Here is a 26,208-nt window from a genome sequence, read left to right on the forward strand (position 1 = left end):
CGGAATTCCCTGATGACTACCACCGTCAAACTGCAGACCAACTTCGGCGACATCACCCTTGAACTCTTCGACGACAAGGCGCCGGAAACCGTGGCCAATTTCAAGGAGTACGTGAAGGCCGGCCATTACGACAACACCGTTTTCCACCGTGTGATCAACAACTTCATGATCCAGGGCGGCGGTTTCGAGCCGGGCATGAAGCAGAAGTCCACCCGCAAGTCGATCAAGAACGAAGCCAACAACGGCGTCGGCAACAAGATCGGCACCGTCGCCATGGCCCGCACCATGGAGCCGCACTCGGCCAGCGCGCAGTTCTTCATCAACGTCGCCGACAACGATTTCCTCAACCACAGCGCGCCGACCGTGCAGGGCTGGGGCTACTGCGTGTTCGGTGAAGTGAAGGACGGCATGGACGTGGTCAACAAGATCAAGACCGTCGCCACCACCATGCGCTCCGGCCACCAGGACGTACCGGCCGACGACGTGATCATCGAGAAAGCAGAAGTCATCGGCGAGTGAGTCGATGAGCGTCCTGTTCATCTCGGACCTGCATCTCGAAGCGGAACGCCCGGACATTACCCGGGCGTTCTTGCATTTTCTCTCCACCCGCGCCCGCATGGCCGAGGCGCTGTACATCCTCGGCGACTTCTTCGAAGCCTGGATCGGCGACGATGGCATGGACGAGTTCCAGCACTCCATCGCCGGCGCCCTGCGGGAGTTGTCCGACAGCGGCACGCGCATCTTCCTGATGCACGGCAACCGCGATTTCCTGATTGGCCAGGCCTTCTGCCGCGAAGCCGGCTGCACCCTGCTGCGCGACCCGAGCCTGATAGACCTGGACGGCGAGAAGATCCTGCTGATGCACGGTGACAGCCTGTGCACCCTCGACGCGGCCTATATGAAGCTGCGTCGCTGGCTGCGCAATCCGCTGACCCTGTTCATCCTGCGCAACCTGCCGCTGGCCACCCGCCACAAGCTGGCGCGCAAGCTGCGCAAGGAAAGCCGCGCGCAGACCCGCATGAAAGCCAGCGAGATCGTCGACGTCACCCCGGCGGAAGTGGAGAAGATCATGCGCGACAAGGGCGTGCGCATCCTGATCCACGGCCACACCCACCGCCCCGCCGTCCACGAACTGGAAATCGACGGCCGCCCCGCGCGACGCATCGTCCTCGGCGACTGGGACAGCCAGGGCTGGGCTCTGGAGGCCGACGACCAGGGCCTGCAGCAGGCACCCTTCCCCCTGTGAAGCTCCAGGCCACCGCAATGGTGGCCTTTTGGCGTTAACCCACACGCACTGTCAGACATTTCTCCTTGACCAGCACCGACCGCCTTGCGCAGCATTCGCGGTTTGCTCACTCAAGGAAGAAACATGTTCAGCAAGGGAAACCTCATCAAGTTCGGCGCCCTGCCCCTGGCATTGGTCGCCGCCGCCTTCATCCTGTTCAACGGCGTCTTCTTCTATAACGAAGCCGGCTTCATGACCCACGTGCGGACCATCTTCGGCGACGAGAAGATCGTCGACGACGTCGGCTACGCCACCAAGTGGTTCGGCCGCGCCACCACCTGGAAGAAAGCCATCAGCGTGCAGTCCGTGCTGATCATGGACGAGAACGACAACAACCCGGACAACGACGGGCTGGGCGCGACCATCGAAGCCTTCCCCATCGTCTTCCTCGGCAACGTCGACGCCAAGGTCGAATCCTCCGCGCGCTTCCGCCTGCCCGGCGGCGACCAGTTCCTGAAGATGGCCCAGGAATACCGCAACCCGGACAACTTCATCCGCACCGCGCTGGTCCCGGCGATCAAGGAAACCCTGCAGGCCACCGCCTCGCTGATGACCGCCGACGACTACTACGCCGGCGCCCGCAGCGAATTCGCCGCGGAGTTCGAGAACCAGCTCAACGATGGCCTGTACCTGATCAAGCGCAAGGAGGTCCGCGGCCCACGCGGCGCCGTACCACACCAGACCGCGATCCTGCAGGCCGGCACCGAACAGGGCAGCTTCGGCGACAACAACGCCAGCCAGTTCGTCACCGAGAAGGTCACCGACGCCAAGGGCATCCCGGTGCGCAAACAGCAGCAGTTCCGCAAGTTCGGTGTGGAAGTGGTGGAGGCGCGAATCACCAACGTCGACCCGAACCCGCAGTACAAGCAGCGCATGGTCAAGGTGCAGCAGGCACTGGCCGAGCTGGCCGTAGCGCGCCAGAACCGACTGAAGGAAGAGGAAGAGAAGCTGCTGGTCACCGCCCGTGGCGAGAAGGAAGTAGAAGCCAAGCGCCAGGAAACCCTGCGCGACCAGATCGAGCGCACCACCCAGGCGGAAACCGAGAAGCAGCTGGCGGTGATCAACGCCGAGCGCGAGAAGCAGCGCGCCGAGATCGAGAAGCAGACTGCTGAGTTGCTGCGCGACAAGGCTGCCGTGACAGCGCAGGCCACCAAGATCACCGCCGACGCCGATGCCTACGCCCGCGAAGCGGTGATCAAGGCGGACGGCGCGCTGCAGCCGAAGCTGGACGCGCTGATCGCCATCAACAAGGTCTGGGCCGAAGCAGCCGCCCAGGCGCCCGTCCCCAGCGTGATGATGGCCGGCGGACAGAACAGTGCCAGCAGTCGCCAGGATGAGATCGGCCAGCTGATGGGCGTCCTGGCGACCAAGGCCGCGCGCGACCTGGCGCTGGATCTGAAGGTGAAGGACTGAGCCCCACCAGCAGCGACAAAGAAAAAGCGCCCGTCAGGGCGCTTTTTTTCATTTCGGCGGACGACTCAGGCCGCCTGCTCCACCGGCACTCCGCTGTGGAAGCGGAACTCGCTGTCCGGCGACTGGATCAGGCCAGCCTCCACTTCGCGAATCTCCGCCACGCGGCGGTCGATGTCGGCGTCATCGCCATAGCGGCGCGCCAGGCTGAGGTAGCCCTGGAAGTGCCTTGCCTCAGATTTGAGCAGCGAGCCGTAGAACTTGGCCAGGTCGGCGTCCAGGTGATCCACCAGCGCGGCGAAGCGCTCGCAGCTGCGGCATTCGATGAAGGCGCCGACGATCAGGGTATCCACCAGCTTCTGCGGCTCATGGTTGCGCACCACGGTGCGCAGGCTGGAGGCGTAGCGGCCGGCGGAGATCGGCCGCAGGGGGATGCCGCGTTTCTTCAGGATCGCCAGCACCTGCTCATGGTGGCGCAGTTCCTCGCGCGCCAGGCGCGACATGAAGTTCACCAGTTCCTCATGGGCGCTGTACTTGGCGATCAGGGCCAGGGCCGTGCTGGCGGCCTTGAACTCGTTGTTCTTGTGGTCGATCAGCATCACCGCCTGATCCCGCAGCGCGGCTTCCACCCACGCATCCGGCGTGGCACAACCGAGGAATTCCCTGATTTCAGACAGCATGTTCAAAACTCCGAGCTCGCGACCCACCGGCTGGCCGGTGTCATAAAGGCGGAGCATTATACGAATGCCACCGCGCGGAACCAGCTTCCGGCGTTGATATGCCTCAACGTCATGAACGAGATATCCCGACTACAGTTGTTCCACATAAACAACGCGCACGAAGGGAAACGATCATGCAAGCCATCCGTAGCATCCTCGTAGTCGTCGACCCGGACCAGCCGGAAGGTCTCGCGCTGAAACGGGCCCGCCTGATCGCCAGCGTTACCCAGTCGCACCTGCATCTTCTGGCCTGCGAGCGGCGCGCCGACTACAGCGCCAAGCTCGAGGAAGTCGCCGAGGTGCTGCGCCAGGAAGGCTTCAGCGCTTCCAGCCGCCAGGCCTGGAAGGACAACCTGCACCAGACCATCATCGCCGAGCAGCAGGCCGAAGGCTGCGGGCTGGTGATCAAGCAGCACAGCCCGGACAACCCGCTGAAAAAAGCACTGCTCACCCCGGACGACTGGAAGCTGCTGCGCTTCTGCCCGTCTCCGGTGCTGCTGGTGAAGACCAGCCTGCCCTGGGCCGGACGCAACATCCTCGCCGCCGTGGACGTGGGCAACAACGATATCGAGCACCGCACCCTGCACGCCGGCATCGTCAGCCACGCCTACGATATTGCAGGCCTCGCCCACGGCCAGTTGCACGTCATCAGCGCGCACCCCTCGCCCATGCTCTCGGCCGCCGACCCGACCTTCCAGCTCAGCGAGACCATCGAAGCCAAGTACCGCGAGGCATGCAAGGCGTTCCAGGCCGAATTCGGCGTCGACGACCAGCACCTGCACATCGAGGAAGGCCCGGCGGACGTACTGATCCCCCGCGCGGCGCACAACCTCGACGCGGCGGTGACGGTGATCGGCAGCGTGGCACGCACCGGGCTGTCCGGCGCACTGATCGGCAACACCGCCGAAGTGGTGCTGGATTCGCTGGAGAGCGACATCCTGGTCCTCAAGCCGGACGACATCATCGCCCACCTGGAAGAGATCGCCGCCAAGCCGTGATCCGGCAGCCATGACGAAAAAAGCCGCCCATCGGGCGGCTTTCTCATTGCGCGGCAACGATCAGACCCGCGACTCCAGCGCGTCAGCCAGGAAGCTCGGCGCGATATAACGCTCGTAATGCGCCTCGGAGAGGATGAAGAACTCCTTGTCGATGGCGTCGCGCAGGTCCGGTAGCGGCCATTCGCGAAACTCCGGCAGCAGCGCCAGGCCGTAGGCTTCCACCTGGTTGATCATCCGCGAGCCGCGGGCAATCAGCTGGTAGGCCCAGCAATAGGGCGACTGCTCGGGCACGAAGCGGATCTGCCGCTGCTCCAGCTGGCTGCGCAGCAAGGACGCATCGAAGACTTCCAGCTTGGCCATCATCACCTGCGTCAGCAGGATCTCCAGACGGCTCAGCACCGCCCGCTTCTCCTCGTCGCCGTAGCGGTTCCAGTTCACCACTTCGTGGTGGAAGCGCTTGCAGCCACGGCAGACCAGGTCGCCATAGACCGTCGAGCAGAGCCCGACACAGGGGGTTTTGATGCGTTGCGAAGACATGGTTGAACAGATAGCTGGCAAAGCGGGCATGTTAGCCCTTTGTCTAGGCAAGATCACCCTCGGGCGCCACGCAAATCGGCTTACCAAGGCCCATTAATTCCATTAGAATGGCTGCGCCTTTTTGGCGTCATTGTCCGAAAGAAGCTGTTTTCAAAGCGTCACGAAGCACAGATTCCGGCAGCCGCGCGGTCTGGGCGCCTCCCTCAAGCGCCCATTCCCATCAGTCCCAGGCCACCCCGGCGTAAAACTTTGAAAACAGCTTCTGCCCGGAGATCGCCGGTGCCGTCGTAGGTCAGTGGATTACCGTCCACCATGCCTGACGAATGGATCGGAGGGGTCTCCTGGATACGCGTCCTCCGGGACCACTGATGAGGGAAATACTGTGCTTGAAGCCTATCGCAAACACGTAGAAGAGCGTGCCGCCCAGGGCGTCGTGCCCCAGCCGCTGAACGCCGAACAGACCGCTGGTCTGGTCGAACTCCTGAAGAACCCGCCGGCCGGCGAAGAAGAATTTCTCCTCGACCTGATCACCAACCGCGTACCGCCGGGCGTGGACGAAGCTGCCTACGTCAAGGCCGGTTTCCTGTCCGCCGTCGCCAAGGGTGAAGCCACTTCCCCGCTGCTTTCCAAGACCCGCGCCCTCGAGCTGCTGGGCACCATGCAGGGTGGCTACAACATCACCACCATGGTCGAGCTGCTGGACAGCGCCGAGCTGGCCGAAGTCGCCGCCGCGCAACTGAAGCACACCCTGCTGATGTTCGACGCCTTCCACGACGTCGCCGAGCGCGCCAAGAAAGGCAACGCCGCCGCCAAGTCCGTGCTGCAGTCCTGGGCCGAAGGCGAGTGGTTCAAGGCCCGTCCGGCCGTCGCCGAGAAGCTGACCCTGACCGTGTTCAAGGTCCCCGGCGAAACCAACACCGACGACCTGTCCCCCGCTCCGGACGCCTGGTCGCGCCCTGACATCCCGCTGCACGCCCTGGCCATGCTGAAAATGGCCCGCGACGGCATCGAGCCGATCCAGCCGGGCTCCGTCGGTCCGCTGAAGCAGATCGAAGCGGTCAAGGCCAAGGGCTTCCCGGTTGCCTACGTCGGTGACGTGGTCGGTACCGGTTCTTCCCGTAAGTCCGCCACCAACTCGGTGCTGTGGTTCTTCGGCGACGACATCCCCTACGTGCCGAACAAGCGCGGCGGTGGTTTCTGCTTCGGCACCAAGATCGCCCCGATCTTCTACAACACCATGGAAGACGCCGGCGCCCTGCCGATCGAATTCGACTGCACCAACCTGGCCATGGGCGACGTCATCGACGTATACCCGTACGAAGGCAAGGTCACCCGTCATGACAGCGGCGAAGTGGTCACCACCTTCGAGCTGAAGACCCCGGTTCTGCTGGACGAAGTCCGCGCCGGCGGCCGTATCCCGCTGATCGTTGGCCGCGGCCTGACCGAGAAGGCCCGCGCCGAGCTGGGTCTGCCTGCCTCCGACCTGTTCAAGAAGCCGGAAGCGCCGGCCGACAGCGGCAAGGGCTTCACCCTCGCCCAGAAGATGGTTGGCCGCGCCTGCGGTCTGGCCGAAGGCCAGGGCGTACGTCCGGGCACCTACTGCGAACCGAAGATGACCACCGTCGGTTCCCAGGACACCACCGGCCCGATGACCCGCGACGAGCTGAAAGACCTGGCTTGCCTGGGCTTCTCCGCCGACCTGGTGATGCAGTCCTTCTGCCACACCGCCGCTTATCCGAAGCCGATCGACGTCAAGACCCACCACACCCTGCCGGACTTCATCATGACCCGCGGCGGTGTTTCCCTGCGTCCTGGCGACGGCATCATCCACAGCTGGCTGAACCGCATGCTGCTGCCTGACACCGTCGGCACCGGCGGCGACTCGCACACCCGCTTCCCGATCGGCATCAGCTTCCCGGCCGGCTCCGGCCTGGTAGCCTTCGCCGCTGCCACCGGCGTCATGCCGCTGGATATGCCGGAATCGGTTCTGGTGCGCTTCAAGGGCCAGCTGCAACCGGGCATCACCCTGCGTGACCTGGTCCATGCGATCCCCTACTACGCCATCCAGGCTGGCCTGCTGACCGTCGAGAAGAAGGGCAAGAAGAACATCTTCTCCGGCCGCATCCTCGAGATCGAAGGCCTGAACGACCTGACCGTCGAGCAAGCCTTCGAGCTGTCCGACGCCTCCGCCGAGCGTTCGGCTGCCGGTTGCACCATCAAGCTCCCGGAAGAGGCGATCGCCGAGTACCTGAAGTCCAACATCACCCTGCTGCGCTGGATGATCGGCGAAGGCTACGGCGACGCCCGCACCCTGGAGCGCCGCGCGCAAGCGATGGAAGCCTGGCTGGCCAACCCGCAACTGCTGGAAGCCGACAAGGACGCCGAATACGCCGCGGTCATCGAGATCGACCTGGCCGACGTCAAGGAGCCGGTACTCTGCGCTCCGAACGACCCGGACGACGCCCGTCTGCTGTCCAGCGTCGAAGGCCGCAAGATCGATGAAGTCTTCATCGGTTCCTGCATGACCAACATCGGTCACTTCCGCGCTGCCGGCAAACTGCTGGACAAGGTCAAGGGTGGCATTCCGACCCGCCTGTGGCTGGCTCCGCCGACCAAGATGGACGCCCACCAGCTGACCGAAGAAGGCTACTACGGCATCTACGGCAAGGCTGGCGCGCGCATGGAAATGCCGGGCTGCTCGCTGTGCATGGGTAACCAGGCTCGCGTACAGACCGGTTCGACCGTGGTTTCCACCTCGACCCGTAACTTCCCGAACCGCCTGGGCGACGCCACCGACGTGTTCCTGGCATCTGCCGAGCTGGCCGCTGTCGCTTCGATCATCGGCAAGCTGCCGACCGTCGAGGAGTACATGGCCTACGCGAAGGATATCGACAGCATGTCTGCCGACATCTACCGCTACCTGAGCTTCGACCAGATCGCCGAGTTCCGCGAAGCTGCTGCCAACGCGAAGATCCCGGCCGTCCAGGTCTGAGTCTCCTAGCGTGATGAAAAGCCCCGCCCCGTGCGGGGCTTTTCTTTTCCAGGCCCCGAAACAGAGCGCTCCCGCCCGCCCCTAACGATGGGCCTAATACTTATTGACCGGTTGCGCCGCAGGCCACCGGGTCTAAGGTGGACGACAGGCTCCTGCCGATATCCGTGCCCAGGTGCCCTTGTGGAACCCTCCAGAGGTGCGCTCCCTTCCTCTGCGCCCCGCCCTCCATGGCGGGGCTTCTTTTTTTCTGCACCGCCACTGGCACAGCCCTTGCTCCACTCCTCACACCTGCGGTCCAACGGCGGATCGCGCCCGACAATCAACAATCGACAATGGCGTCGTGCCTACCTCCTGTGACAGCAGGTGGCGCGGCGCCATTTTTTGCATTGAAAGCGCGTTGAGAGTGTGTTCAGAGGTGGAGATGATCGACAGCACCAGCCCACTGCCGGACAGCCTGGCCTGGGTGGCCGGTTCCGATGCCCCGGAGAAGACAGCCCTTAACCTGGGCTTCATGGCCCTTACCGACTCCGCCTCGCTGGTGGTAGCCGCGACCCAGGGCTTCGGCCAGCCCTACGGCCTGACGCTCAACCTGCAGCGGCAGAATTCCTGGGCCGGGTTGCGCGACCGCCTGCTCAGCGGCGAGCTGGACGCGGCGCAAAGCCTCTACGGGCTCATCTATGACCTGCAACTGGGCCTGGGCGGCGCCCCAGCCACCGACATGGCCGTGCTCATGGGCCTGTGCCAGAACGGCCAGTCGATCAATCTTTCCGCCCCACTGATGCGCGACGGTGTGACCTCTGCCGGGGCACTGCAGAGCCACGTGCGCCAGAACGGTGCGCAACTGACCCTGGCCCACACCTTCCCCACCGGCACCCATGCGATGTGGCTCTACTACTGGCTGGCCAGCCACGGCATCCACCCCCTGCAGGACGTCCGCAGCCTGGTGGTGCCGCCGGCACAGATGGTCGAGCACCTGAAGGCCGGGCGCATCGACGGCTTCTGCGCCGGGGGCCCGTGGGGCGCCCTGGCGGTGGACGAAGGCATGGGCTTTACCCTCGCCACCAGCCAGCAGATCTGGCCGGACCACCCGGAAAAGGTCCTGGGCACCACCCGTGCCTTCGTCGAGGAGTATCCCAACACCGCGCGCGCACTGGTCATGAGCCTGCTCGATGCCAGTCGCTTCATCGAAGCCAGCGCAGACAACCTGCGCAGCGCCGCCCAGCTGATCAGCAGCGAAGACTACGTCGACGCCCCACTCGCCAGCGTCGAGCCGCGCCTGCTCGGTCGCTACCAGGACGGCCTCGGTCACGCCTGGCAGGACGCGCATCCACTGCGTTTCTTCAATGCAGGCCACGCCACCTATCCCTGGCTCTCCGACGGGCTGTGGTTCATGACCCAGTTCCGCCGCTGGGGCCTGCTGCGAGAAGACGTCGACTACCTTGGCATCGCCCGCCAGGTCCAGCAGCTCGACCTCTACCGCGAAGCTGCCAGCGCCGTGGGCGCAAGCGTGCCGGACGCCGAGATGCGCACCTCGACCCTGATCGACGGCCGCCTCTGGGACGGCAGCGACCCGGCCGGCTATGCCCGCAGCTTCGAGCTGAATGCCCTGGCGGAGCGAGGTTGAGCATGCTGCGCGTCCTGCTGATCAACGACACCCCGAAGAAGGTCGGGCGCCTCAAGGCCGCGCTGGTGGAAAGCGGCTTCGAGGTCATCGACGAATCCGGCCTGACGGTCGACCTGGCGCAACGGGTGGAGGCCCTGCATCCGGATGTGATCCTCATCGACACCGAGTCCCCTGGCCGCGACGTGATGGAGCAGGTAGTGCTGGTCAGCCGCGACCAGCCGCGCCCCATCGTCATGTTCACCGACGAGCACGACCCGCAGGTGATGCGCCAGGCGATCCGCTCCGGGGTCAGTGCCTACATTGTCGAGGGCATCCAGGCCGAGCGGCTGCAGCCGATCCTCGATGTCGCCATGGCCCGCTTCGAGAGCGACCAGGCCCTGCGTGCCCAGTTGCAGGCCCGCGAGCTGCAGCTGGCGGAGCGCAAGCGCATCGAGCTGGCCAAGGGGCTGCTGATGAAAATGAAAGGCTGCGCCGAGGAAGAGGCCTACACCCTGATGCGCCGCCAAGCCATGGGCCGCCAGCAGAAGCTGGTGCAGGTGGCCGAGCAGATCATCGCCATGCACGAGATGCTCGGGCACTGAGGCTGCAAGTGCGAATCGGCTGAAAGTGCGAGGCGGCCAACGGCCAGCGGCGGCAAGGCGCGATCATTTCGCCAGCCGCCGAGCTGGCCCCCACCTCGCCCGCAACGCCCTATGCTGCGGCCGCCCGGTCTTCTGGCCGGGCCCCAGGAGCGTCATCGGCAGGGTTCGATGGCGCATCGCAGTGGCCGCCGCCGGCTAGGCACCTCGGCGCCCACCCGACCTCGCCGCCTGCGCGGCTCAGCAAGGGCAAGCCCATGATCGACCTCACCACCTGGAACCTCAGCGTTCCCACCGACCCTCGCCCCACCGAAGTCACCACCGAACAGATCGCCCGGGGCTACCAGAGCCGCTACTTCCAGCGCGGCGGCAGCCAGGTGGTGTTCTGGGTGCCCGTCACCGGCTCGCACACCTCCGACAGCGTCTACCCCCGCAGCGAGCTGCGCGAGACTCTGTCCAACGGCGAGGTTTCCAACTGGTACTACACCCAGGGCGACAACGAGCTGCGCGTGACCATGAGCGTCCAGCAGGTGCCCTCGAAGAACAAGATCATCATTGGCCAGATCCACAGCCGCTCGCCCTACACCGGCAACGGCGAGCCGCTGGTCAAGCTGCAGTACCACTACCTGCCCACCCTGGAGAGCGGACGTCTGGAAGCCCTGGTGCGCAACCACCCCGACGACAGCGCCAGCATCAACGTCCCGCTGATCGACAACATCGCCCTGGACCAGACCTTCAACTACAGCCTGCGCGTCACCTCGGTGGGCAACCTGGCGATCCGCGTGGAGACCTCCGACGGCCGGGCCAACTACTACCGCAAGATCCTCAGCACCACCTGGTCCAAGCAACTGCTCTACTTCAAGGCCGGCGCCTACATCAACGACAACTACGGCGACACCAGCGAAGGCGCGCGGGTAACCGTCTTCCACCTGAACTCGGCGCACCGCTGATTCGCCATTCACTGGCCTGATGAGGCGCGGGCCGCGCGGACTGCGCGTAGAATGCGCGGCACATCCGCACTACCCGTTGCCTTGTCACCGAGACCGCCATGGCCCGCCTGAAACTGGAATTCCCCGAAGAACTCTTCATCTACGAAACCAAGCTCACCGTCCGCGTCACCGACATCAACGGCGCCAACCATCTGGGCAACGATTCGATGATCTCGATGATCTCCGAAGCCCGCGCGCGCTTCCTGTTCGACTACGGCATCCGCGAGACCGGCATCATCGTCACCGACCTCGCCACCACCTATCGCGCCGAGGCCCACGCGCGCGACCAGCTGCTGTTCGAGGTCGGCGTGATGGACTTCAACAAGTACGGCGGCGACATCATCTTCCGCATCACCCGCCCGGCCGACGACACGCTGGTAGCCATGGCCAAGTCGGGCTTCGTGTTCTTCGACTACAAGGCCGGCAAGGTCGTGCCGATCCCCGAGGCATTCCGCGACACCTTCCCCAACGTCAACTGGGTCGCCTGACGCTCCAGTACAGGGCACGCCGCAGCACGGCGCGCCCTCTGATGGATCAGCATCGGTCCTGACCCTCCTCTCATCTCTTTGATCTGACTGGGATTTCTCATCCTGGCCCGCGCCTTGCTCTGCACAGGGCGATGGTAATCAACGGCGATTACCCGACTTCGACAAAGGCGTCGCATCCACACCCGCGCAGTGCGGTGGGTGGAGCGACGCCTTTTTCGTTTGCCCCGGCGCAGGGGCTCAGGACCTTCTCGAACCCGGCGGCTGCCAAGTGGCGCATGACCGGGCTCCTCTACCGTTGCTGATGAGGTGTTCGATGAACACGAGTTTCTGGAAAGCCGGCCATGCGCCGACCCTGTTTGCCGCCTTCCTGTATTTCGACCTGAGCTTCATGGTCTGGTACGTCCTCGGCCCGCTGGCGGTGCAGATCGCCACCGACCTGCAACTGACCACCCAGCAGCGCGCGCTGATGGTCGCCACGCCGATCCTCTCCGGCGCCATCCTGCGCTTCCTCATGGGCCTGCTGGCCGATCGCTGGTCGCCCAAGGCCGCCGGCATCCTCGGCCAGGTGATCGTCATCTGCGCGCTGTTCGGAGCCTGGCGGCTGGGCATCCACAGCCTGGAGCAGGCGATGATCCTCGGCGTGCTGCTGGGCATGGCCGGCGCCTCCTTCGCCGTGGCGCTGCCGCTGGCCTCGCAGTGGTACCCGCCGCAGCACCAGGGCAAGGCCATGGGTATCGCCGGGGCCGGCAACTCCGGCACCGTGCTCACCGCGCTGTTCGCCCCGGCCATCGCCGCCGCCTTCGGCTGGCAGAACGTCTTCGGCTTCGCGCTGATCCCGCTGCTGGCCACCCTGGTAGTGTTCGCCCTGCTCGCCCGCAACGCCCCGGAGCGCCCGCCAGTCAAGTCACTGGCGGATTACCTGAAGGCCCTGGGCGACCGCGACAGCTGGTGGTTCATGTTCTTCTACAGCGTGACCTTCGGCGGCTTCCTCGGCCTCGCCAGCACCCTGCCCGGCTACTTCCACGACCAGTACGGCCTCGACCCGGTGAAAGCCGGCTACTACACCGCCGCCTGCGTCTTCGCCGGCAGCCTGATGCGTCCGCTGGGCGGCGCCCTGGCCGACCGCATCGGCGGCATCCGCAGCCTGCTGGTGATGTACACCGTCGCCTCGATCTGCATCGCCGCCGTGGGCTTCCACCTGCCCAGCGCGGTAGCGGCACTGAGCCTCTTCGTGGTCGCCATGCTCAGCCTCGGCGCGGGCAACGGTGCGGTGTTCCAGCTGGTGCCGCAGCGCTTCCGCCAGACCATTGGCGTGATGACCGGCCTGATCGGCATGGCCGGCGGCATCGGCGGTTTCTGCCTGACGGCGGGCCTGGGCGCAATCAAGCAGGCCACCGGCGACTACCAGATCGGCCTCTGGCTGTTCGCCAGCCTCGGCGTACTGGCCTGGTTCGGCCTGCACGCGGTAAAAGCCCGCTGGCGCACCACCTGGGGTAGCGCGGCCGTTACCGCGGCGCGAGTCTGAACGATGCGCCTTTGTAGGAGCGAGCTTGCTCGCGAACCGCTTGACACCGAAGTCGCCTGGAAATCAGTTCGCGAGCAACAACGATGGCGTCCCCCTCGCTCCTACAGGTGGTGGCGATGACCTTGCAGTTATCCTTTGCCCAGGCCAGCGCCACCGGCCCGCGCGACGAGAACCAGGATGCCCTGCGGGTGGTCACCCCGCCCGCAGGGCTGGCCGCCAGCAAGGGGCACCTGTTTGCCATCGCCGACGGCGTCAGCCACTGCGCCGACGGCGGCCTGGCCGCGCGCCTGAGCCTGCAGGCGCTGGCCGCCGACTACTACGCCACTCCCGAGACCTGGGCCGTCGCCCAGGCCCTCGACCGCCTGCTGATCTCGCAGAACCGCTGGCTGCAGGCCAACGGTGGTGGCCAGCCGCTGCTCACCACCCTCACCGCGCTGGTCCTGCGGGGCCGGCGCTTCACCCTCGCCCATGTCGGCGACTGCCGCCTGTACCGCTGGCACGCCGGCCAGCTGGATTGCCTGACCCAGGACCACGTCTGGGAACAACCCGGCATGCAGCACGTGCTCAAGCGCGCACTGGGCCTCGACCAGCATCTGGTGGTGGACTACTGCGACGGCGAACTGGAAGCCGGACAGAGCTTCCTGCTGGTCAGCGACGGCATCTGGGCTGCTCTTGGCGACAGCGCCATCCAGCGCCTGCTGGAGGACGCACAGAGCTTGCAGGCCTGCGCCGACGCACTGGTCAGCGCCGCCCACCTGGCCGGCAGCCAGGACAACGCCAGCGCCCTGCTCCTGCAGGTGGACGAACTGCCGCCTGCGAGCCTCGGCGACGCCCTCGCCCAGCTCGACCACTGGCCCGCGCCGCCCGCCCTGCGGGACGACCAGGAGTTCGAAGGCTGGCAGGTGGAAGGCCGACTGGCGCAGTCGCGCCAATCGCTGATCTACCGCGTGCGCGACCGGCAGAACCGCCCCTGGCTGCTCAAGACCCTGCCGCCGGCACTGCGCGACTCCGCGGAAGCCGCCCAGGCGCTGCTGCTGGAGGAGTGGTTCCTGCGCCGCGTGCAGGGCCGCTACTTCCCCGAACTGCACAGCCTGCCGCAACGCCAGCACCTGTACTACGTGATGCGCGAGTATCCGGGGCAAACCCTGGACGAGCACCTGAAACTCAACGGCCCGTTGAACCTGCCCGACTGGCTGGACCTCGCCCAGCGCCTGTTGCGCGGCCTGGGCCAGCTGCACCGGCGCAACATCCTGCACCGCGACATCAAGCCGGAAAACCTGCACTGGGCAGACGACGGCGAGCTGCGCCTGCTGGACTTCGGCCTGGCCTACTGCCCGGGCTTGTCGCAGGAAGACCCGCACGACCTGCCCGGCACCCCGAGCTACCTCGCCCCGGAATCCTTCCAGGGCGCGGCGCCGGAAGCCCGCCAGGACCTCTACGCGGCCGGGGTCACGCTCTACCGCCTGCTCTGTGGGCACTACCCCTATGGCGAGATCGAAGCCTTCCAGCATCCGCGCTTCGGCACGCCCGCCCCGGCCAGCCGCTATCGCCCGGATGTGCCAACCTGGCTGGACGACTGGCTGGCAAAGCTGATCGCCGCCCAACCGCAACAGCGCTTCGAAACCGCCGAGGAATGCCTGCTCGCCCTGGAACAAGGCGAACGCCAGGCACCGCCGCGCCCACGCCCGCTGCTGGAACGCGAACCGCTGCGGGTCTGGCGCGGCGTCGCCCTGGCCTCGCTGGCGATCAACCTGGGGCTGCTGCTCTGGCTGCTGCACGGGGGCTGAAGGCGCACCAGATCGGTTCAGAACGCATCACCGCAGTGCAGCAAAAAGGCCAACCGGCAGAACAGGCCAGCCGAAAGCCCCGAAAACCGGGGGTCGAGAAAGTTGGCACAGCCCCTGCACTAACCGTTTCAACAATCTACAAAAGCGCGTCCCTCAACGAAGAGGCTCGCACTTCCCGATCGATCGGGACTTGGACAAAGGCGTCCTCGCTGGGTAACCGGCGGGACGCCTTTTTTGTTTTCCGTGTTTCAGCTTTGCGTGACGGAGCCCTGACATGAAGAAGCTCAAGCTCGTACTGATCGGCAACGGCATGGCCGGTGTGCGCACCCTGGAAGAACTGTTGAAGATCGCCCCCGATCTTTACGACATCACCGTGTTCGGCGCCGAGCCCCACCCCAACTACAACCGCATCCTGCTCTCCCCCGTGCTGGCCGGTGAGCAGGCCTTCGAGGACATCGTCCTCAACGACCTCAACTGGTACAGCGAGAATGGCATTCGCCTGCTGCTCAACCGCAAGGTCAGCCGCATCGACCGTCATCGCCGCAAGGTCTACGCCGAAGACGGCACCGAGGCCGAGTACGATCGACTGCTGATTGCCACCGGCTCCAATCCCTTCATCCTGCCGGTGCCGGGCAGCCGCCTGCAGGGCGTGATCGGCTACCGCGACATCGCCGACACCCAGACCATGATCGACACCGCCGGCACCCACAGCCATGCGGTGGTCATCGGCGGCGGCCTGCTCGGCCTGGAAGCGGCCAACGGCCTCAAGCAGCGCGGCATGGACGTCACCGTGGTGCACCTCTCCGACTGGCTGCTGGAGCGCCAGCTGGACCGCACCGCCGGCAAGCTGCTGCAGGAAGCGCTGGAATCGCGCGGCATCAACTTCCGCCTGAACACCCACACCGAAGAACTGATCGACGACGGCAGCGGCCGCGTCTGCGCCATCCGCTTCAAGGACGGCGAAGTGATCGCCGCCGACCTGGTGGTGATGGCCGCCGGCATCCGCCCCAACACCGAACTGGCGGAGAAGACCGGCCTGCCCTGCAACCGCGGCATCCTGGTCAACGACACCCTGCAGACCTATGACCCGCGCATCTACGCCCTGGGCGAATGCGCCAGCCACCGCGGCATCGCCTATGGCCTGGTGGCCCCGCTGTTCGAGCAGGCCAAGGTCTGCGCCAACCACCTGGCCATGCTCGGCTTCGCCCGCTACCAGGGCTCGGTGACCTCCACCAAGCTCAAGGTCACCGGCATCGACCTGTTCTCCGCCGGCCAGTTCATGGGCGGCGAAGGCACCGAGACCATCACCCTCTCCGATCCCATCGGCGGCGTGTACAAGAAGCTGGTGATCAAGGACGACGTGCTGGTCGGTGCCTGCCTCTACGGCGACACCGCCGATGGCGGCTGGTACTTCCGGCAGATCCGCGAGAACCACAACGTCGGCGAAATCCGCGACCACCTGATGTTCGGCGAGAGCAGCATCGGCGACGTCGGCCACCAGGGCCAGAACAGCGCAGCGAACATGCCCGACACCGCCGAAGTCTGCGGCTGCAATGGCGTATGCAAGGGCACCATCGTCAAGGCGATCCAGGAGAACGGCCTGTTCAGCGTCGATGAGGTGAAGAAGCACACCAAGGCCGCCAGCTCCTGCGGCTCCTGCGCCGGGCTTGTCGAGCAGATCCTGATCAGCACCGTGGGCGGCGCGGCGGACGTGAAGCCCAAGAGCGAAAAGGCCATCTGCGGCTGCAGCGACCTCAACCACGGCCAGGTACGCCAGGCGATCCGCGACCATCACCTGATCACCCTGAGCAGCGCCATGCGCTTCATGGACTGGCGCACCCCGGACGGCTGCGCCACCTGCCGCCCGGCGCTGAACTACTACCTGATCTCCACCTGGCCGGGAGAAGCCAAGGACGACCCGCAGTCGCGCCTGATCAACGAGCGCGCCCACGCCAACATCCAGAAGGACGGCACCTACTCGGTAGTCCCGCGTATGTGGGGTGGCGTCACCAACGCCGCCGAACTGCGGCGCATCGCCGACGTCGCCGACAAGTACCAGGTACCCATGGTCAAGGTCACCGGCGGCCAGCGCATCGACCTGCTGGGTATCAGGAAAGATGACCTGCCGGCGATCTGGAAGGAACTGGACATGCCCTCCGGCCACGCCTACGGCAAGTCCATCCGCACCGTGAAGACCTGCGTCGGCAGCGAGTTCTGCCGTTTCGGCACGCAGAACTCGACCCAGCTGGGCATCGACCTCGAGCACGACCTGTTCAACATGTGGTCGCCGCACAAGGTCAAGCTGGCGGTCTCCGGCTGCCCGCGCAACTGCGCCGAGGCCGGCATCAAGGACATCGGCATCATCGGTGTGGATTCGGGCTGGGAGCTGTACATCGGCGGCAACGGCGGGATCAAGACCGAGGTGGCGGAGTTCTTCGTCAAGCTCAAGACCTCCGACGAAGTCCGCGAGTACAGCGGCGCCTTCCTCCAGCTCTACCGCGAGGAGGCCTTCTACCTCGAACGCACCGTGCACTACCTGCAGCGCGTCGGCATGGAGCGCATCAAGAAGGCCGTGCTGGAAGACGCGGAAAACCGCAAGGCGCTCAATGCCCGCCTGCAGTTCTCCCTGTCGCTGGAGCAGGACCCGTGGCAGGAGCGCATCGCCCAGCAGCCGCTGAAGAAGGAATTCGAACGGATTCCCCTCAAGCAGCTGGAACCCGCCTGAGTGCCCGCCGGGCCCCGCCACCGGGGCCCCTACTACCCGATTGCCGGAGACACCCCATGAACTGGTTAGACATCTGCGCCCTGGACGACATCAACCCGCTGGGCTCGCGCGTCATCGCCGGCCCCAAGGGCGACATCGCGATCTTCCGCACCTCCGATGACGAGGTCTTCGCCCTCGACGACCGCTGCCCGCACAAGGGCGGCCCGCTGTCCCAGGGCCTGATCTACGGCAAGCGCGTGGCCTGCCCGCTGCACAACTGGCAGATCGAACTGGCCAGCGGCGAAGCCGTGGCCCCCGACCAGGGCTGCGCCCATCGCCACGAGGTAAAGATCGAAGATGGCCGCGTGCTGCTGGCCCTGCGCGACAACCTCGCCCACTGCGCCTGATCCCCCTGCGATTGATTTCCCTGCTTCCGATTCAGAGCGAGGCTGCGCCATGACCCACAACCGTCGCACTACCGCCTCCACCTGCTGCTACTGCGGCGTGGGTTGCGGTGTACTGATCGAGCACGACGACGAGCGCATCCTCGGCGTGCAGGGCGACCCGCAGCATCCGGCCAACTTCGGCCGCCTGTGCAGCAAGGGCTCGACCCTGCACCTCACCGGCGACGCGGACGCCCGTGCGCAATTCCCGGAGCTGCGCATGGGCAAGAGCCTGTCGCGCGCCCGCACCGACTGGGACACCGCGCTGGAGCATGCCGCCGGCGTCTTCGCCGAAACCCTCCGCGAGCACGGGCCGGACAGCGTGGCCTTCTACGTCTCAGGCCAGTTGCTGACCGAGGACTACTACGCCTTCAACAAGCTCGCCCGCGCCCTGGTCGGCACCAACAACATCGACAGCAACTCGCGCCTGTGCATGTCCTCGGCGGTGGTCGGCTACAAGCGCAGCCTGGGCGCAGACGCCCCGCCCTGCAGCTACGAGGACATCGAACTGGCCGACTGCGTGATGATCGCCGGCAGCAACATGGCCTACGCCCACCCGGTACTGTTCCGCCGCCTGGAAGAGGCCCGCGCACGTCGCCCGGAGATGAAGCTGATCGTCATCGATCCGCGCGTCACCGACACCGCGGAGCAGGCCGACCTGCACCTGGCGATCCTGCCCGGCACCGACGTCGCGCTGTTCCACGGCATCCTGCACATCCTGCTCTGGGAAGGCTGGACCGACCGCGCCTTCATCGAAGCCCACACCGACGGCCTGGATGAACTCAAGGCCCTGGTACGCGACTACGGTCCGCTGGCCGTCGCAGAAATCTGCGGCATCGCCGTCGACGACCTGCAACGCGCGGCCCAGTGGATCGGCCAATCGCCTTCCTTCCTCTCGCTCTGGTGCATGGGGCTTAACCAGTCCACCGCCGGCAGCGCGAAGAACAGTGCGCTGATCAACCTGCACCTGGCCACCGGGCAGATCGGCCGCCCCGGTGCCGGCCCCTTCTCCCTCACCGGCCAACCCAATGCCATGGGCGGCCGCGAGACTGGCAGCCTGTCCAACCTGCTGCCCGGCCACCGCGAGGCGGCCAACGCCGAACACCGTGCCGAAGTGGCTGCTTACTGGGGTGTCGAACAACTGCCGGAGAACCCCGGCCTGAGCGCCATCGAACTCTTCGACGCAGTACGCGACGGGCGCATCAAGGCCCTGTGGATCGCCTGCACCAACCCGGCCCAATCACTGCCAGACCAGACCCGCGTGCGCGAAGCCCTGGCCGCCTGCCCGTTCGTCATCGTCCAGGAAGCCTTCACCACCAGCGAGACCTGCCAGTACGCCGACCTGCTGCTGCCGGCCGCCAGCTGGGGCGAGAAGGAAGGCACGGTGACCAACTCCGAACGCCGCATCAGCCATGTGCGCCCGGCCATCCCGGCCATCGGCGAAGCGCGGGCGGACTGGAACATCGTCTGCGACTTCGCCCGCCGCCTGGAGCAGCGCTTGCGCCCCGGCGAAAACAGCCTGTTCGACTTCGATTCGCCGTCCTCGCTGTTCGACGAATTCAAGCTGCTGACCCGTGATCGTGATCTTGATCTGTCCGGCGTCGACTACGCCCTGCTGGACACCCGTGGCCCGCAGCAATGGCCCTTCCGGGCCGGTGCAACCCAGGGTACCGAGCGCCTGTATGGCGACGGACAGTTCCCCACCGCCAATGGCCGCGCGCGACTGATCGCCGAGCCCTACCGAGCACCGAAGGAAAAGCGCGATGCACGTTACCCGCTGATCCTCAACACCGGCCGCCTGCGCGATCAGTGGCATGGCATGACCCGTACCGGCACCGCGCCGCAACTGTTCGGCCACGTGGAAGAAGCCGTGCTCGGCCTGCACCCGGACGAGCTGCGCCGCCGGCGCATCAGCGACGGCCAACTGGTTCGCCTGCACAGTCGCCGTGGCGAACTGGTGCTGCCGGTGCAAGCCGACGACCGCCTGCGTCCCGGCCAGGCCTTCCTGCCGATGCACTGGGGCGACCGCTTCCTCAAGGGCCTGGGCATCAACGTGCTGACCCTGCCGGCGGTGGACCCGCTGTCGCGCCAGCCCGAGCTGAAGCACGCCACGGTGGAAGTCAGCCGCATCGAGCTGCCCTGGCAGTTCTTCGCGCTGGTGGAAGGTGAGGTGCAGAAGCGCTTCGACGCCCTGCGCCCGCTGTTCGAAGACCTGCGCTACGCCAGCTTCAGCCCCACCGGCCGTGAACGCCCGGCACTGGTGATCCGTGCCGCACACCACGAAGCGCCCAGCGCGGACTGGCTGGCCCGCATCGACGCCCTGCTCGACCTCGGTGAAGGTCCGGTCATGGCCTATGACGACCCGCGCCGCACCGTCGGCAAACGCGTGCGTATCGAACAATCGCGAATCGTCTCGCTGCGCCTGGCCGGCGAAACCGCCGCCCGCGCCTGGCTGCGCGAATTGTGGAAGGAAGGCCGCGCGGACCAGGAGCTGCGCCGCTGGCTGCTCGCCCCGCTCAGCGCCGCCCCGGGTAAAGCCGGCGCGGCGGCGGACAAGACGCTGTGCAACTGCCTGAACGTCAGCCAGAGCCGCATCCAGGCCGGGATCGACAAGGGCCTGGACCTGGAAGGCCTCAAATGCGAACTCAAGTGCGGGACCGCCTGCGGCTCCTGCGTACCGGAAATCAAGCGCCTGCTGGCTCAGAAGCCGCTGGCCGCTACCGCCTGAATCAAGCCGCGAAGACGGCAGCCTGAGGAGAACGACATGAGTGGAAAAGTCTGGCTGATCGGCGCCGGCCCCGGCGACCCGGAACTGCTGACCCTGAAGGCCGTCCGGGCCATGGCTCAGGCCGACGTGGTGCTCATCGACGACTTGGTGAATCCGGCGGTGCTGGAGCACTGCCCTTTGGCGCGAGTGATTCGCGTCGGTAAACGCGGCGGCTGCCGCTCCACCCCGCAGGACTTCATCCATCGCCTGATGCTGCGCTACGCCCGCCAGGGCCGCCGCGTCGCACGCCTGAAAGGCGGCGACCCGTGCATCTTCGGCCGTGGCGGCGAAGAAGCTGACTGGCTGATTGCGCGGAGCATCGATTGCGAGTTGGTCAACGGCATCACTGCCGGGCTGGCAGCAGCGACTCAGTGCGGCATCTCCGTAACCCTGCGTGGTGTCAGCCGGGGTGTGACCCTGGTGACCGCACACACCCAGGACGACAGCCCGCTGAACTGGCGCGGCCTGGCCGAAGGCGGAACAACGCTGGTGGTGTACATGGGCGTGGCGAAACTGGCGGAAATCCGCGACGGACTGCTCGAAGGCGGCATGGCGGCCGGCACGCCGGTGGCGATGATCGAGAACGCATCCCTGCCCGCCCAACGCGAATACCGCAGCCAGTTGGGCGACATGCTGGAAGACGCCCAGAGCTTCGCCCTGAAGAGCCCGGCAATCCTGGTGATCGGCGAAGTCGCCGCCGCTGCGCAGCAGGCAATCCTGGCCCGCACCGCCTGAAATTCACTTTCCTGCAGGCAAAGAAAAACCCGGCCTAGGCCGGGTTTTTCTCGTCAGCTCAGACCAATTACTTGGCTTGGGCTTCCACTTCGGCTTCTACGCGGCGGTTAACAGCGCGGCCTTCGGCGGTTGCGTTGTCAGCAACCGGACGGGACTCACCGTAACCAACAGCGTTTACGCGGCCGCCTTCAACACCGTACTCGTTGACCAGTACGTCACGAACGGCGTTGGCACGACGCTCGGACAGCTTCTGGTTGTAGGCGTCGGTGCCGACGGAGTCGGTGTGGCCTTCAACGGTGGTGGAGGTGGACGGGTACTGCTTCATGAAGTCAGCCAGGTTTTTGATGTCAGCGTAGCTGTTCTCTTTAACCTTGGACTTGTCGAAGTCGAACTTCACGTCCAGCTGAACGCGAACGACTTCGGCAACAGCCGGGCAGCCGTTGGCGTCAACGGTGACGTTGGCCGGGGTGTTCGGGCACTTGTCGACGTTGTCGCAGACGCCGTCGTTGTCGGAGTCGGAGCAGACTTCAGCAACCGGCTCGGGAGCCGGGGCCGGCTTGGCGCCGCCGCCGAAGTTCATGCCGACGCCCAGGCCAGCCATCCACTCGCCCTGGTGACCGTTCTCACGCTTCTCCAGGCCGTACTGACCGTCGAGGCTGGCTTTGGCGTAGAAGTTTTCGGTGAAGTAGTACTTCAGACCGGTACCGACCATGGCCATGGTCAGGTTCTGACGACCACCGTTGTCGGAGTTGATGTTGGTCAGGCTCTGGTGGCCAACGCCGGCGGAAACGTACGGACGCAGGTTGCCAGCACCCGGAGTGCCGAAGTGGTAGATGGCGTCCAGAGTGCTCAGGTTGCCATGGACCTTCTTGTTGCCGGTCTCGTAGGTGCCACGTACGTCGTGGTACTCACCGTAGGACAGAGCCAGCTCGACGTCGTCGGTCAGGAAGTAACCAACGGAGCCGCCGTACAGGTCCGCGTTCTTCATGTTGCGGGTGCTGTCGGTGAAGTAGCGCTTGCCGAATGCTTCGACTTCGACGGCGCCCTGGCCTTGAGCGAAGGCATTGACAGCGGCGGTGGCGATCAGCGAGCCAACTACGACGCCTAAGGTGTTCTTCAGTTTCATCCGTTAAATCCCCATCTTGGTGGTCAATAAGTTGTCCTAACCATAGGCCGTACAACTTGGGTGGCAAGTTTATCAGAACTTGCCAAACAGAGAGACAATATTTCCCGGACTAAGATTCCGTCACATTCGAAAACTTTTCTCTCATTCGATCGAGTGCACGTTTGTAGCGCATCTTTGTGGCGCTAAGCCCCATGTGCATGATGTCGGCGATCTCCTGGAACTCCAGTTCCGCAACAAATCGAAGCACGAGAATTTCCCGATCAATGGGATTGACATGAACTAGCCAGCGGTCTAGTCCACCCCGTTCTTCGACTTTCGGAGCCTTCTCTTCAGAGGCTTCCTCGACTGGATCCAGACTCAGCGCATCGAGCAATCTGCGTTTGCGCCGTTCCTTCCGATACTGGGTAATGCACTCGTTGTAAGTGATGCTGTACAGCCAGGTCTTGAACTTCGACTTTCCCTCGAAGTTCTTCAGACCATACAGCACCTTGAGCATGACCTCTTGACACACATCATCGGCGTCCCGGTCGTTGCCCAGATAGCGCGCGCAGACGTTGAACAGCGTGCGCTGGTATCGGCGCATCAGCTCTTCATAGGCCCGCGTCACGTGGTAGAGCTCCTCGTGGGAACGCTCCACCAGCTCCTCGTCGGTGAGCTGGCGCGGGTCATAGCGCAAGGACAGTGATTGCGGCTTGTTCAAGTCAGGTCGGGCCAGGTCAAGTCAGCGTCCGGCGCGGCTTTCAGGAAGCCGTACCGGTAATCGGTCATCATCTTCAGCGACTGGTTACACGCTGATCGAGCAGAATGCGGTTGGCGATCGACACCAGCTCACCCTCGTCTGTCAGCAGGATAGTCTTGATGGTACCAATTTCCTCGATGATGCCTTCGACATCAGCCACTTTCACCTGTTGTCCGACCTGATACAGCTCCCGCACGTAAATACCCGCGATGATCTGCCCTGCCACCTCACGGCTGCCCAGGCCCAGGGCCAGGGCGGCAGCCAGGCCGATGGTGATCAGCACGATGGCGATGATGTAGTTCAGCAGGTCGGTCTTGACCTCGAGCTGGCCGATGGCCACCGAGATGCTGATGATGATGACCAGCCACTGGGCCACGCGCCCCAGGCCGTTGGCGTATTCCAGGCCGACACCATCGGCCGCGCCGCGCACCAGGCTGTTGGCCAGTTGGGCGAGCAGGATGCCGACGATCAGCACCAGCGCCGCCCCGAACACCTTGGGCAGGTACAGCGCGAGCATGTCCAGGGTTGCCGAGACGCGCTGCAGACCGAGGGACTCCGCCGCGGAGACGAGGAATACCAGCAGCACGAACCAGTAGATGATCTTGCCGATCAGGGTCGAGACCGGCACCTGGATGCCGGCACGAGCCAACAGCTTGGTCAGGCCGGTACCCGCCATGAGGCGGTCGAGGCCGAGCTTGGCCAGCAGCTTGGAGATCAGCGCATCGAGCAGTTTGGCGACGACGAAGCCGAGCAGCACGATCACCAGCGCGGCGAGCAGGTTCGGGATGAACCCGGCCAGCTTGCCCCACAGGGTGTTCATGGCGGTGAGCAGGCTTTGCGTCCAGATGTCGAATTGCATGTTCAGTCGGCCTTGTCAGCGGAAGGGGCGGAATTCTGCGCGTGGCGCGAGACGGGTGCAAGGTGCGCGGCGCCACGGCTCACGCCAATGGACAGGGCCTGGAACCAGTGCCCCATCAGGCTGAACAGATCGCCCGCGCCTACCTGGCGGTTGGCGGTCTTCAGGACGCGATCCAGGCGCGAATCGTCTCCCGGCTGTTCCGGTGGCATTCGCAGCAGATCGCGCAAGGATTCTTCAAATGGGTCGTGCATACGCACCTCGCCTGTGTGAGGTGCTTGACGCCCCCACCACCTCAAAAGTCACACCTAGAGCCAACGCATGCGGCGGAATATCCACCATTGGAAAGCCACTATCCCGAGGATCACCAGGCAGGCCACGGCGAAGCCGTAGGGTGCACTGGAGCCGGGAATGCCGCCGACGTTGATGCCCAGGAGACCGGTCACGAAGCTCATGGGCAGGAAAAAGCCGGTAATGATACCAAGCAGGTACATGGTGCGGTTCATCCGCTCGGTAATTCGACGATGTTCGGCTTCCTGGATCAGGCTGATGCGCTCGCGCACCAGCTCCAGTTCTTCCAGGTTGCGGGTCAGGCGGTTGTAGAGCTCATTCCAGTAGTCGGCGTCGTCGGCCACCGTCCAGGACGCCTTGAACCGGACCATCTGCGAGTAGATTTCCCGCTGCGGCGCCAGGTAACGGCGCAATCCCGCGGCACGTCGCCGCAGGGTGCGCAGCTGGTGCTGGTCGGGAATGCTGCGCTCGTCTTCCTCGATGGCCTCTTCCATCGCGTCGAGCTGATCAGCCAGGCCGCCGATCAGGGTATCGACGCGGTCGGTGAGGTAGTGGGCGAGGTACAGCACCACTTCCGAGGCCGTCTTCGGGCCGGTGCCGGCATCCAGGTCGGCGCGCAGGTCGGCCACCGCCTTGAGCGGACGCAGGCGCAGGGAAATCACCCGCTGCGACTCGGCATAGACCCGCAGCGAGACCATATCCTCAGGCACCGCACCGGGGTTCAGGTTGACCCCGCGCAGAAACAGCAGCAGGCGTTCGCCCCCCAGGTCGACCAGGCGCGGGCGGGTGGCCTCTTCCAGCAGCAGGTCGCAGGCGAATTCGTTCAGACCGCTGGATTCGCGCAGCCAGGACTGGGCTTCGGGTACACCGCGATCCCAGTGCACCCAGAGGCTTTCCTCGGGCTTGAGATCCAGCAGCGGCAATTCGCTCCGGGTGATCCGCCGGCCACCACCGTGGCCGTCCAGCACGAAGCCGTCGATCAGTCCGCGTTCCGTGCCGCTCTCGTACTGCTGCATGCCCTTTTCCTTCGCTCAAGGTCGCTTGCGCGAGGCCCCATGAAAAATGCCGGAAGCTTTCGCTCCCGGCATTGACCCGAACTTCAGCTGGAAGGTTCGAATTATTCCGGCATTTTCAACGCTTTAGGCGAGACGATGATGCCGTTGTTGTCGGCATAGACGAACTCGCCCGGGCGGAAGGTGATGCCGCCGAAGGTCACGGCCACGTTGAGGTCGCCGATACCGCGCTTGTCGGTCTTCATCGGGTGGCTGGCCAGCGCCTGCACGCCCAGATCGGTCTGCGCGATCACGTCGACGTCACGGATGCAGCCGTACACCACGATGCCTTCCCAGCCGCTCTTGGCGGCCTTCTCGGCCAGCATGTCACCCAGCAGTGCACGGCGCAGCGAGCCGCCGCCGTCGACCACAAGCACCTTGCCCTTGCCATCCTTCTCGACCTGCTCCTTGACCAGCGAGTTGTCCTCGAAGCACTTGATGGTGACGATCTCGCCACCGAAGGAGTCCCGTCCGCCGAAGTTGCTGAACATCGGCTCGACGACCTGGACCAGCTCCGGGTAGGCATCGCACAGATCGGGGGTGACGTAATGCATGGAGAAGCT

23 protein-coding genes are annotated in these 26,208 nt (G+C 65.2%); 15 read left to right on the forward strand and 8 right to left on the reverse strand.

From position 1 onward, the window contains the following. The first annotated feature begins 12 nt into the window (after positions 1-12). The 3 genes from IB255_RS22600 to IB255_RS22610 all read left to right on the forward strand — a co-directional run bounded on the left by IB255_RS22600 (position 13) and on the right by IB255_RS22610 (position 2,698). Positions 13-519, forward strand: a complete 507-nt coding sequence (locus tag IB255_RS22600) for a peptidylprolyl isomerase (RefSeq protein WP_081516469.1) — start codon at positions 13-15, stop codon at positions 517-519. A gap of 4 nt (positions 520-523) precedes the next feature. Next, entirely contained in the window at positions 524-1,246 is a 723-nt protein-coding gene (gene lpxH, locus IB255_RS22605; RefSeq protein ID WP_081516468.1) for a UDP-2,3-diacylglucosamine diphosphatase, read from the forward strand. 123 nt (positions 1,247-1,369) lie between these two features. Then, a complete protein-coding gene (locus tag IB255_RS22610) occupies positions 1,370-2,698 on the forward strand; it encodes an SPFH domain-containing protein (RefSeq protein ID WP_081516467.1) in 1,329 nt (442 codons plus the stop codon). Between the two features lie 65 nt (positions 2,699-2,763). On the opposite strand, the gene IB255_RS22615 is transcribed toward IB255_RS22610, so the two are convergent. After that, positions 2,764-3,375 (reverse strand): tRNA-(ms[2]io[6]A)-hydroxylase, encoded by a 612-nt coding sequence (locus IB255_RS22615; protein WP_412548052.1) that lies wholly within the window; start codon positions 3,373-3,375, stop codon positions 2,764-2,766. A 173-nt stretch (positions 3,376-3,548) separates the two neighbouring features. Between IB255_RS22615 and IB255_RS22620 the strand changes: the two genes are divergently transcribed. Further along, the gene (locus IB255_RS22620; protein ID WP_081516466.1) at positions 3,549-4,412 is read left to right on the forward strand and encodes a universal stress protein; all 864 of its coding nucleotides are present in this window, start codon (positions 3,549-3,551) and stop codon (positions 4,410-4,412) included. 60 nt (positions 4,413-4,472) lie between these two features. Here IB255_RS22620 and IB255_RS22625 read toward each other — a convergent pair whose 3' ends face one another. Further along, the gene (locus IB255_RS22625; RefSeq protein WP_081516465.1) at positions 4,473-4,949 is read right to left on the reverse strand and encodes a DUF1289 domain-containing protein; all 477 of its coding nucleotides are present in this window, start codon (positions 4,947-4,949) and stop codon (positions 4,473-4,475) included. Between the two features lie 382 nt (positions 4,950-5,331). Here IB255_RS22625 and acnB point away from each other — a divergent pair, with 382 nt between their 5' ends. The 11 genes from acnB to cobA all read left to right on the forward strand — a co-directional run bounded on the left by acnB (position 5,332) and on the right by cobA (position 21,581). After that, entirely contained in the window at positions 5,332-7,941 is a 2,610-nt protein-coding gene (gene acnB / locus IB255_RS22630) for a bifunctional aconitate hydratase 2/2-methylisocitrate dehydratase (RefSeq protein ID WP_151186560.1), read from the forward strand. A 421-nt stretch (positions 7,942-8,362) separates the two neighbouring features. After that, on the forward strand, positions 8,363-9,565 hold the full coding sequence (locus IB255_RS22635) for a CmpA/NrtA family ABC transporter substrate-binding protein (RefSeq protein WP_081516463.1): 1,203 nt from the start codon (positions 8,363-8,365) through the stop codon (positions 9,563-9,565). Between the two features lie 2 nt (positions 9,566-9,567). After that, positions 9,568-10,146, forward strand: coding sequence for an ANTAR domain-containing response regulator (locus IB255_RS22640; RefSeq protein WP_081516462.1), 579 nt, complete (start codon positions 9,568-9,570; stop codon positions 10,144-10,146). Between the two features lie 254 nt (positions 10,147-10,400). Then, a complete protein-coding gene (locus tag IB255_RS22645; protein ID WP_081516461.1) occupies positions 10,401-11,093 on the forward strand; it encodes a polysaccharide lyase family 7 protein in 693 nt (230 codons plus the stop codon). Positions 11,094-11,191: 98 nt separating this feature from the next. Beyond that, positions 11,192-11,620, forward strand: a complete 429-nt coding sequence (locus IB255_RS22650) for a thioesterase family protein (protein WP_081516460.1) — start codon at positions 11,192-11,194, stop codon at positions 11,618-11,620. 313 nt (positions 11,621-11,933) lie between these two features. After that, the gene (locus IB255_RS22655) at positions 11,934-13,145 is read left to right on the forward strand and encodes a nitrate/nitrite transporter (RefSeq protein ID WP_081516459.1); all 1,212 of its coding nucleotides are present in this window, start codon (positions 11,934-11,936) and stop codon (positions 13,143-13,145) included. Between the two features lie 116 nt (positions 13,146-13,261). Next, positions 13,262-14,932, forward strand: coding sequence for a bifunctional protein-serine/threonine kinase/phosphatase (locus tag IB255_RS22660; protein WP_081516458.1), 1,671 nt, complete (start codon positions 13,262-13,264; stop codon positions 14,930-14,932). A gap of 274 nt (positions 14,933-15,206) precedes the next feature. Further along, on the forward strand, positions 15,207-17,657 hold the full coding sequence (nirB, locus tag IB255_RS22665) for a nitrite reductase large subunit NirB (RefSeq protein WP_081516457.1): 2,451 nt from the start codon (positions 15,207-15,209) through the stop codon (positions 17,655-17,657). Between the two features lie 56 nt (positions 17,658-17,713). After that, a complete protein-coding gene (gene nirD / locus IB255_RS22670; RefSeq protein WP_081516456.1) occupies positions 17,714-18,043 on the forward strand; it encodes a nitrite reductase small subunit NirD in 330 nt (109 codons plus the stop codon). A gap of 49 nt (positions 18,044-18,092) precedes the next feature. Continuing rightward, positions 18,093-20,807, forward strand: coding sequence for a nitrate reductase (locus IB255_RS22675; RefSeq protein ID WP_081516455.1), 2,715 nt, complete (start codon positions 18,093-18,095; stop codon positions 20,805-20,807). 36 nt (positions 20,808-20,843) lie between these two features. Continuing rightward, entirely contained in the window at positions 20,844-21,581 is a 738-nt protein-coding gene (gene cobA / locus IB255_RS22680) for a uroporphyrinogen-III C-methyltransferase (RefSeq protein ID WP_081516454.1), read from the forward strand. A gap of 67 nt (positions 21,582-21,648) precedes the next feature. On the opposite strand, the gene IB255_RS22685 is transcribed toward cobA, so the two are convergent. The 6 genes from IB255_RS22685 to rraA all read right to left on the reverse strand — a co-directional run bounded on the left by IB255_RS22685 (position 21,649) and on the right by rraA (position 26,199). Continuing rightward, complete coding sequence (locus IB255_RS22685) at positions 21,649-22,707, reverse strand: OmpA family protein (protein WP_081516453.1); 1,059 nt, start codon at positions 22,705-22,707, stop codon at positions 21,649-21,651. Between the two features lie 109 nt (positions 22,708-22,816). After that, the gene (gene sigX, locus IB255_RS22690; protein ID WP_045208526.1) at positions 22,817-23,407 is read right to left on the reverse strand and encodes an RNA polymerase sigma factor SigX; all 591 of its coding nucleotides are present in this window, start codon (positions 23,405-23,407) and stop codon (positions 22,817-22,819) included. Positions 23,408-23,480: 73 nt separating this feature from the next. Further along, on the reverse strand, positions 23,481-24,305 hold the full coding sequence (locus IB255_RS22695; RefSeq protein WP_081516452.1) for a mechanosensitive ion channel family protein: 825 nt from the start codon (positions 24,303-24,305) through the stop codon (positions 23,481-23,483). Between the two features lie 2 nt (positions 24,306-24,307). Beyond that, positions 24,308-24,556: a hypothetical protein gene (locus IB255_RS22700; RefSeq protein ID WP_017516812.1), complete on the reverse strand. Its 249-nt coding sequence runs from the start codon at positions 24,554-24,556 to the stop codon at positions 24,308-24,310. A 54-nt stretch (positions 24,557-24,610) separates the two neighbouring features. Beyond that, positions 24,611-25,609 (reverse strand): zinc transporter ZntB, encoded by a 999-nt coding sequence (locus tag IB255_RS22705; RefSeq protein ID WP_081516451.1) that lies wholly within the window; start codon positions 25,607-25,609, stop codon positions 24,611-24,613. A 101-nt stretch (positions 25,610-25,710) separates the two neighbouring features. Further along, entirely contained in the window at positions 25,711-26,199 is a 489-nt protein-coding gene (rraA, locus tag IB255_RS22710; protein WP_024765711.1) for a ribonuclease E activity regulator RraA, read from the reverse strand. Positions 26,200-26,208: the final 9 nt, after the last annotated feature.

It is taken from the genome of Pseudomonas sp. PDM22 (assembly GCF_014851965.1).
Classification (GTDB): domain Bacteria; phylum Pseudomonadota; class Gammaproteobacteria; order Pseudomonadales; family Pseudomonadaceae; genus Pseudomonas.

What these genes read in the sequence shown, in the direction of transcription:
- IB255_RS22620 (WP_081516466.1), top strand. Translation starts at nt 3,549, where the DNA reads ATGCAAGCCATCCGTAGCATCCTCGTAGTCGTCGACCCGGACCAGCCG.
- IB255_RS22600 (WP_081516469.1), top strand. Translation starts at nt 13, where the DNA reads ATGACTACCACCGTCAAACTGCAGACCAACTTCGGCGACATCACCCTT.
- IB255_RS22615 (WP_412548052.1), bottom strand. Translation starts at nt 3,375, where the DNA reads ATGCTGTCTGAAATCAGGGAATTCCTCGGTTGTGCCACGCCGGATGCG.
- nirD (WP_081516456.1), top strand. Translation starts at nt 17,714, where the DNA reads ATGAACTGGTTAGACATCTGCGCCCTGGACGACATCAACCCGCTGGGC.
- nirB (WP_081516457.1), top strand. Translation starts at nt 15,207, where the DNA reads ATGAAGAAGCTCAAGCTCGTACTGATCGGCAACGGCATGGCCGGTGTG.
- IB255_RS22645 (WP_081516461.1), top strand. Translation starts at nt 10,401, where the DNA reads ATGATCGACCTCACCACCTGGAACCTCAGCGTTCCCACCGACCCTCGC.
- IB255_RS22625 (WP_081516465.1), bottom strand. Translation starts at nt 4,949, where the DNA reads ATGTCTTCGCAACGCATCAAAACCCCCTGTGTCGGGCTCTGCTCGACG.
- rraA (WP_024765711.1), bottom strand. Translation starts at nt 26,199, where the DNA reads ATGCATTACGTCACCCCCGATCTGTGCGATGCCTACCCGGAGCTGGTC.
- IB255_RS22700 (WP_017516812.1), bottom strand. Translation starts at nt 24,556, where the DNA reads ATGCACGACCCATTTGAAGAATCCTTGCGCGATCTGCTGCGAATGCCA.
- IB255_RS22635 (WP_081516463.1), top strand. Translation starts at nt 8,363, where the DNA reads ATGATCGACAGCACCAGCCCACTGCCGGACAGCCTGGCCTGGGTGGCC.
- IB255_RS22705 (WP_081516451.1), bottom strand. Translation starts at nt 25,609, where the DNA reads ATGCAGCAGTACGAGAGCGGCACGGAACGCGGACTGATCGACGGCTTC.
- IB255_RS22660 (WP_081516458.1), top strand. Translation starts at nt 13,262, where the DNA reads ATGACCTTGCAGTTATCCTTTGCCCAGGCCAGCGCCACCGGCCCGCGC.
- IB255_RS22695 (WP_081516452.1), bottom strand. Translation starts at nt 24,305, where the DNA reads ATGCAATTCGACATCTGGACGCAAAGCCTGCTCACCGCCATGAACACC.
- IB255_RS22675 (WP_081516455.1), top strand. Translation starts at nt 18,093, where the DNA reads ATGACCCACAACCGTCGCACTACCGCCTCCACCTGCTGCTACTGCGGC.
- IB255_RS22610 (WP_081516467.1), top strand. Translation starts at nt 1,370, where the DNA reads ATGTTCAGCAAGGGAAACCTCATCAAGTTCGGCGCCCTGCCCCTGGCA.
- lpxH (WP_081516468.1), top strand. Translation starts at nt 524, where the DNA reads ATGAGCGTCCTGTTCATCTCGGACCTGCATCTCGAAGCGGAACGCCCG.
- IB255_RS22650 (WP_081516460.1), top strand. Translation starts at nt 11,192, where the DNA reads ATGGCCCGCCTGAAACTGGAATTCCCCGAAGAACTCTTCATCTACGAA.
- IB255_RS22655 (WP_081516459.1), top strand. Translation starts at nt 11,934, where the DNA reads ATGAACACGAGTTTCTGGAAAGCCGGCCATGCGCCGACCCTGTTTGCC.
- IB255_RS22685 (WP_081516453.1), bottom strand. Translation starts at nt 22,707, where the DNA reads ATGAAACTGAAGAACACCTTAGGCGTCGTAGTTGGCTCGCTGATCGCC.
- IB255_RS22640 (WP_081516462.1), top strand. Translation starts at nt 9,568, where the DNA reads ATGCTGCGCGTCCTGCTGATCAACGACACCCCGAAGAAGGTCGGGCGC.
- cobA (WP_081516454.1), top strand. Translation starts at nt 20,844, where the DNA reads ATGAGTGGAAAAGTCTGGCTGATCGGCGCCGGCCCCGGCGACCCGGAA.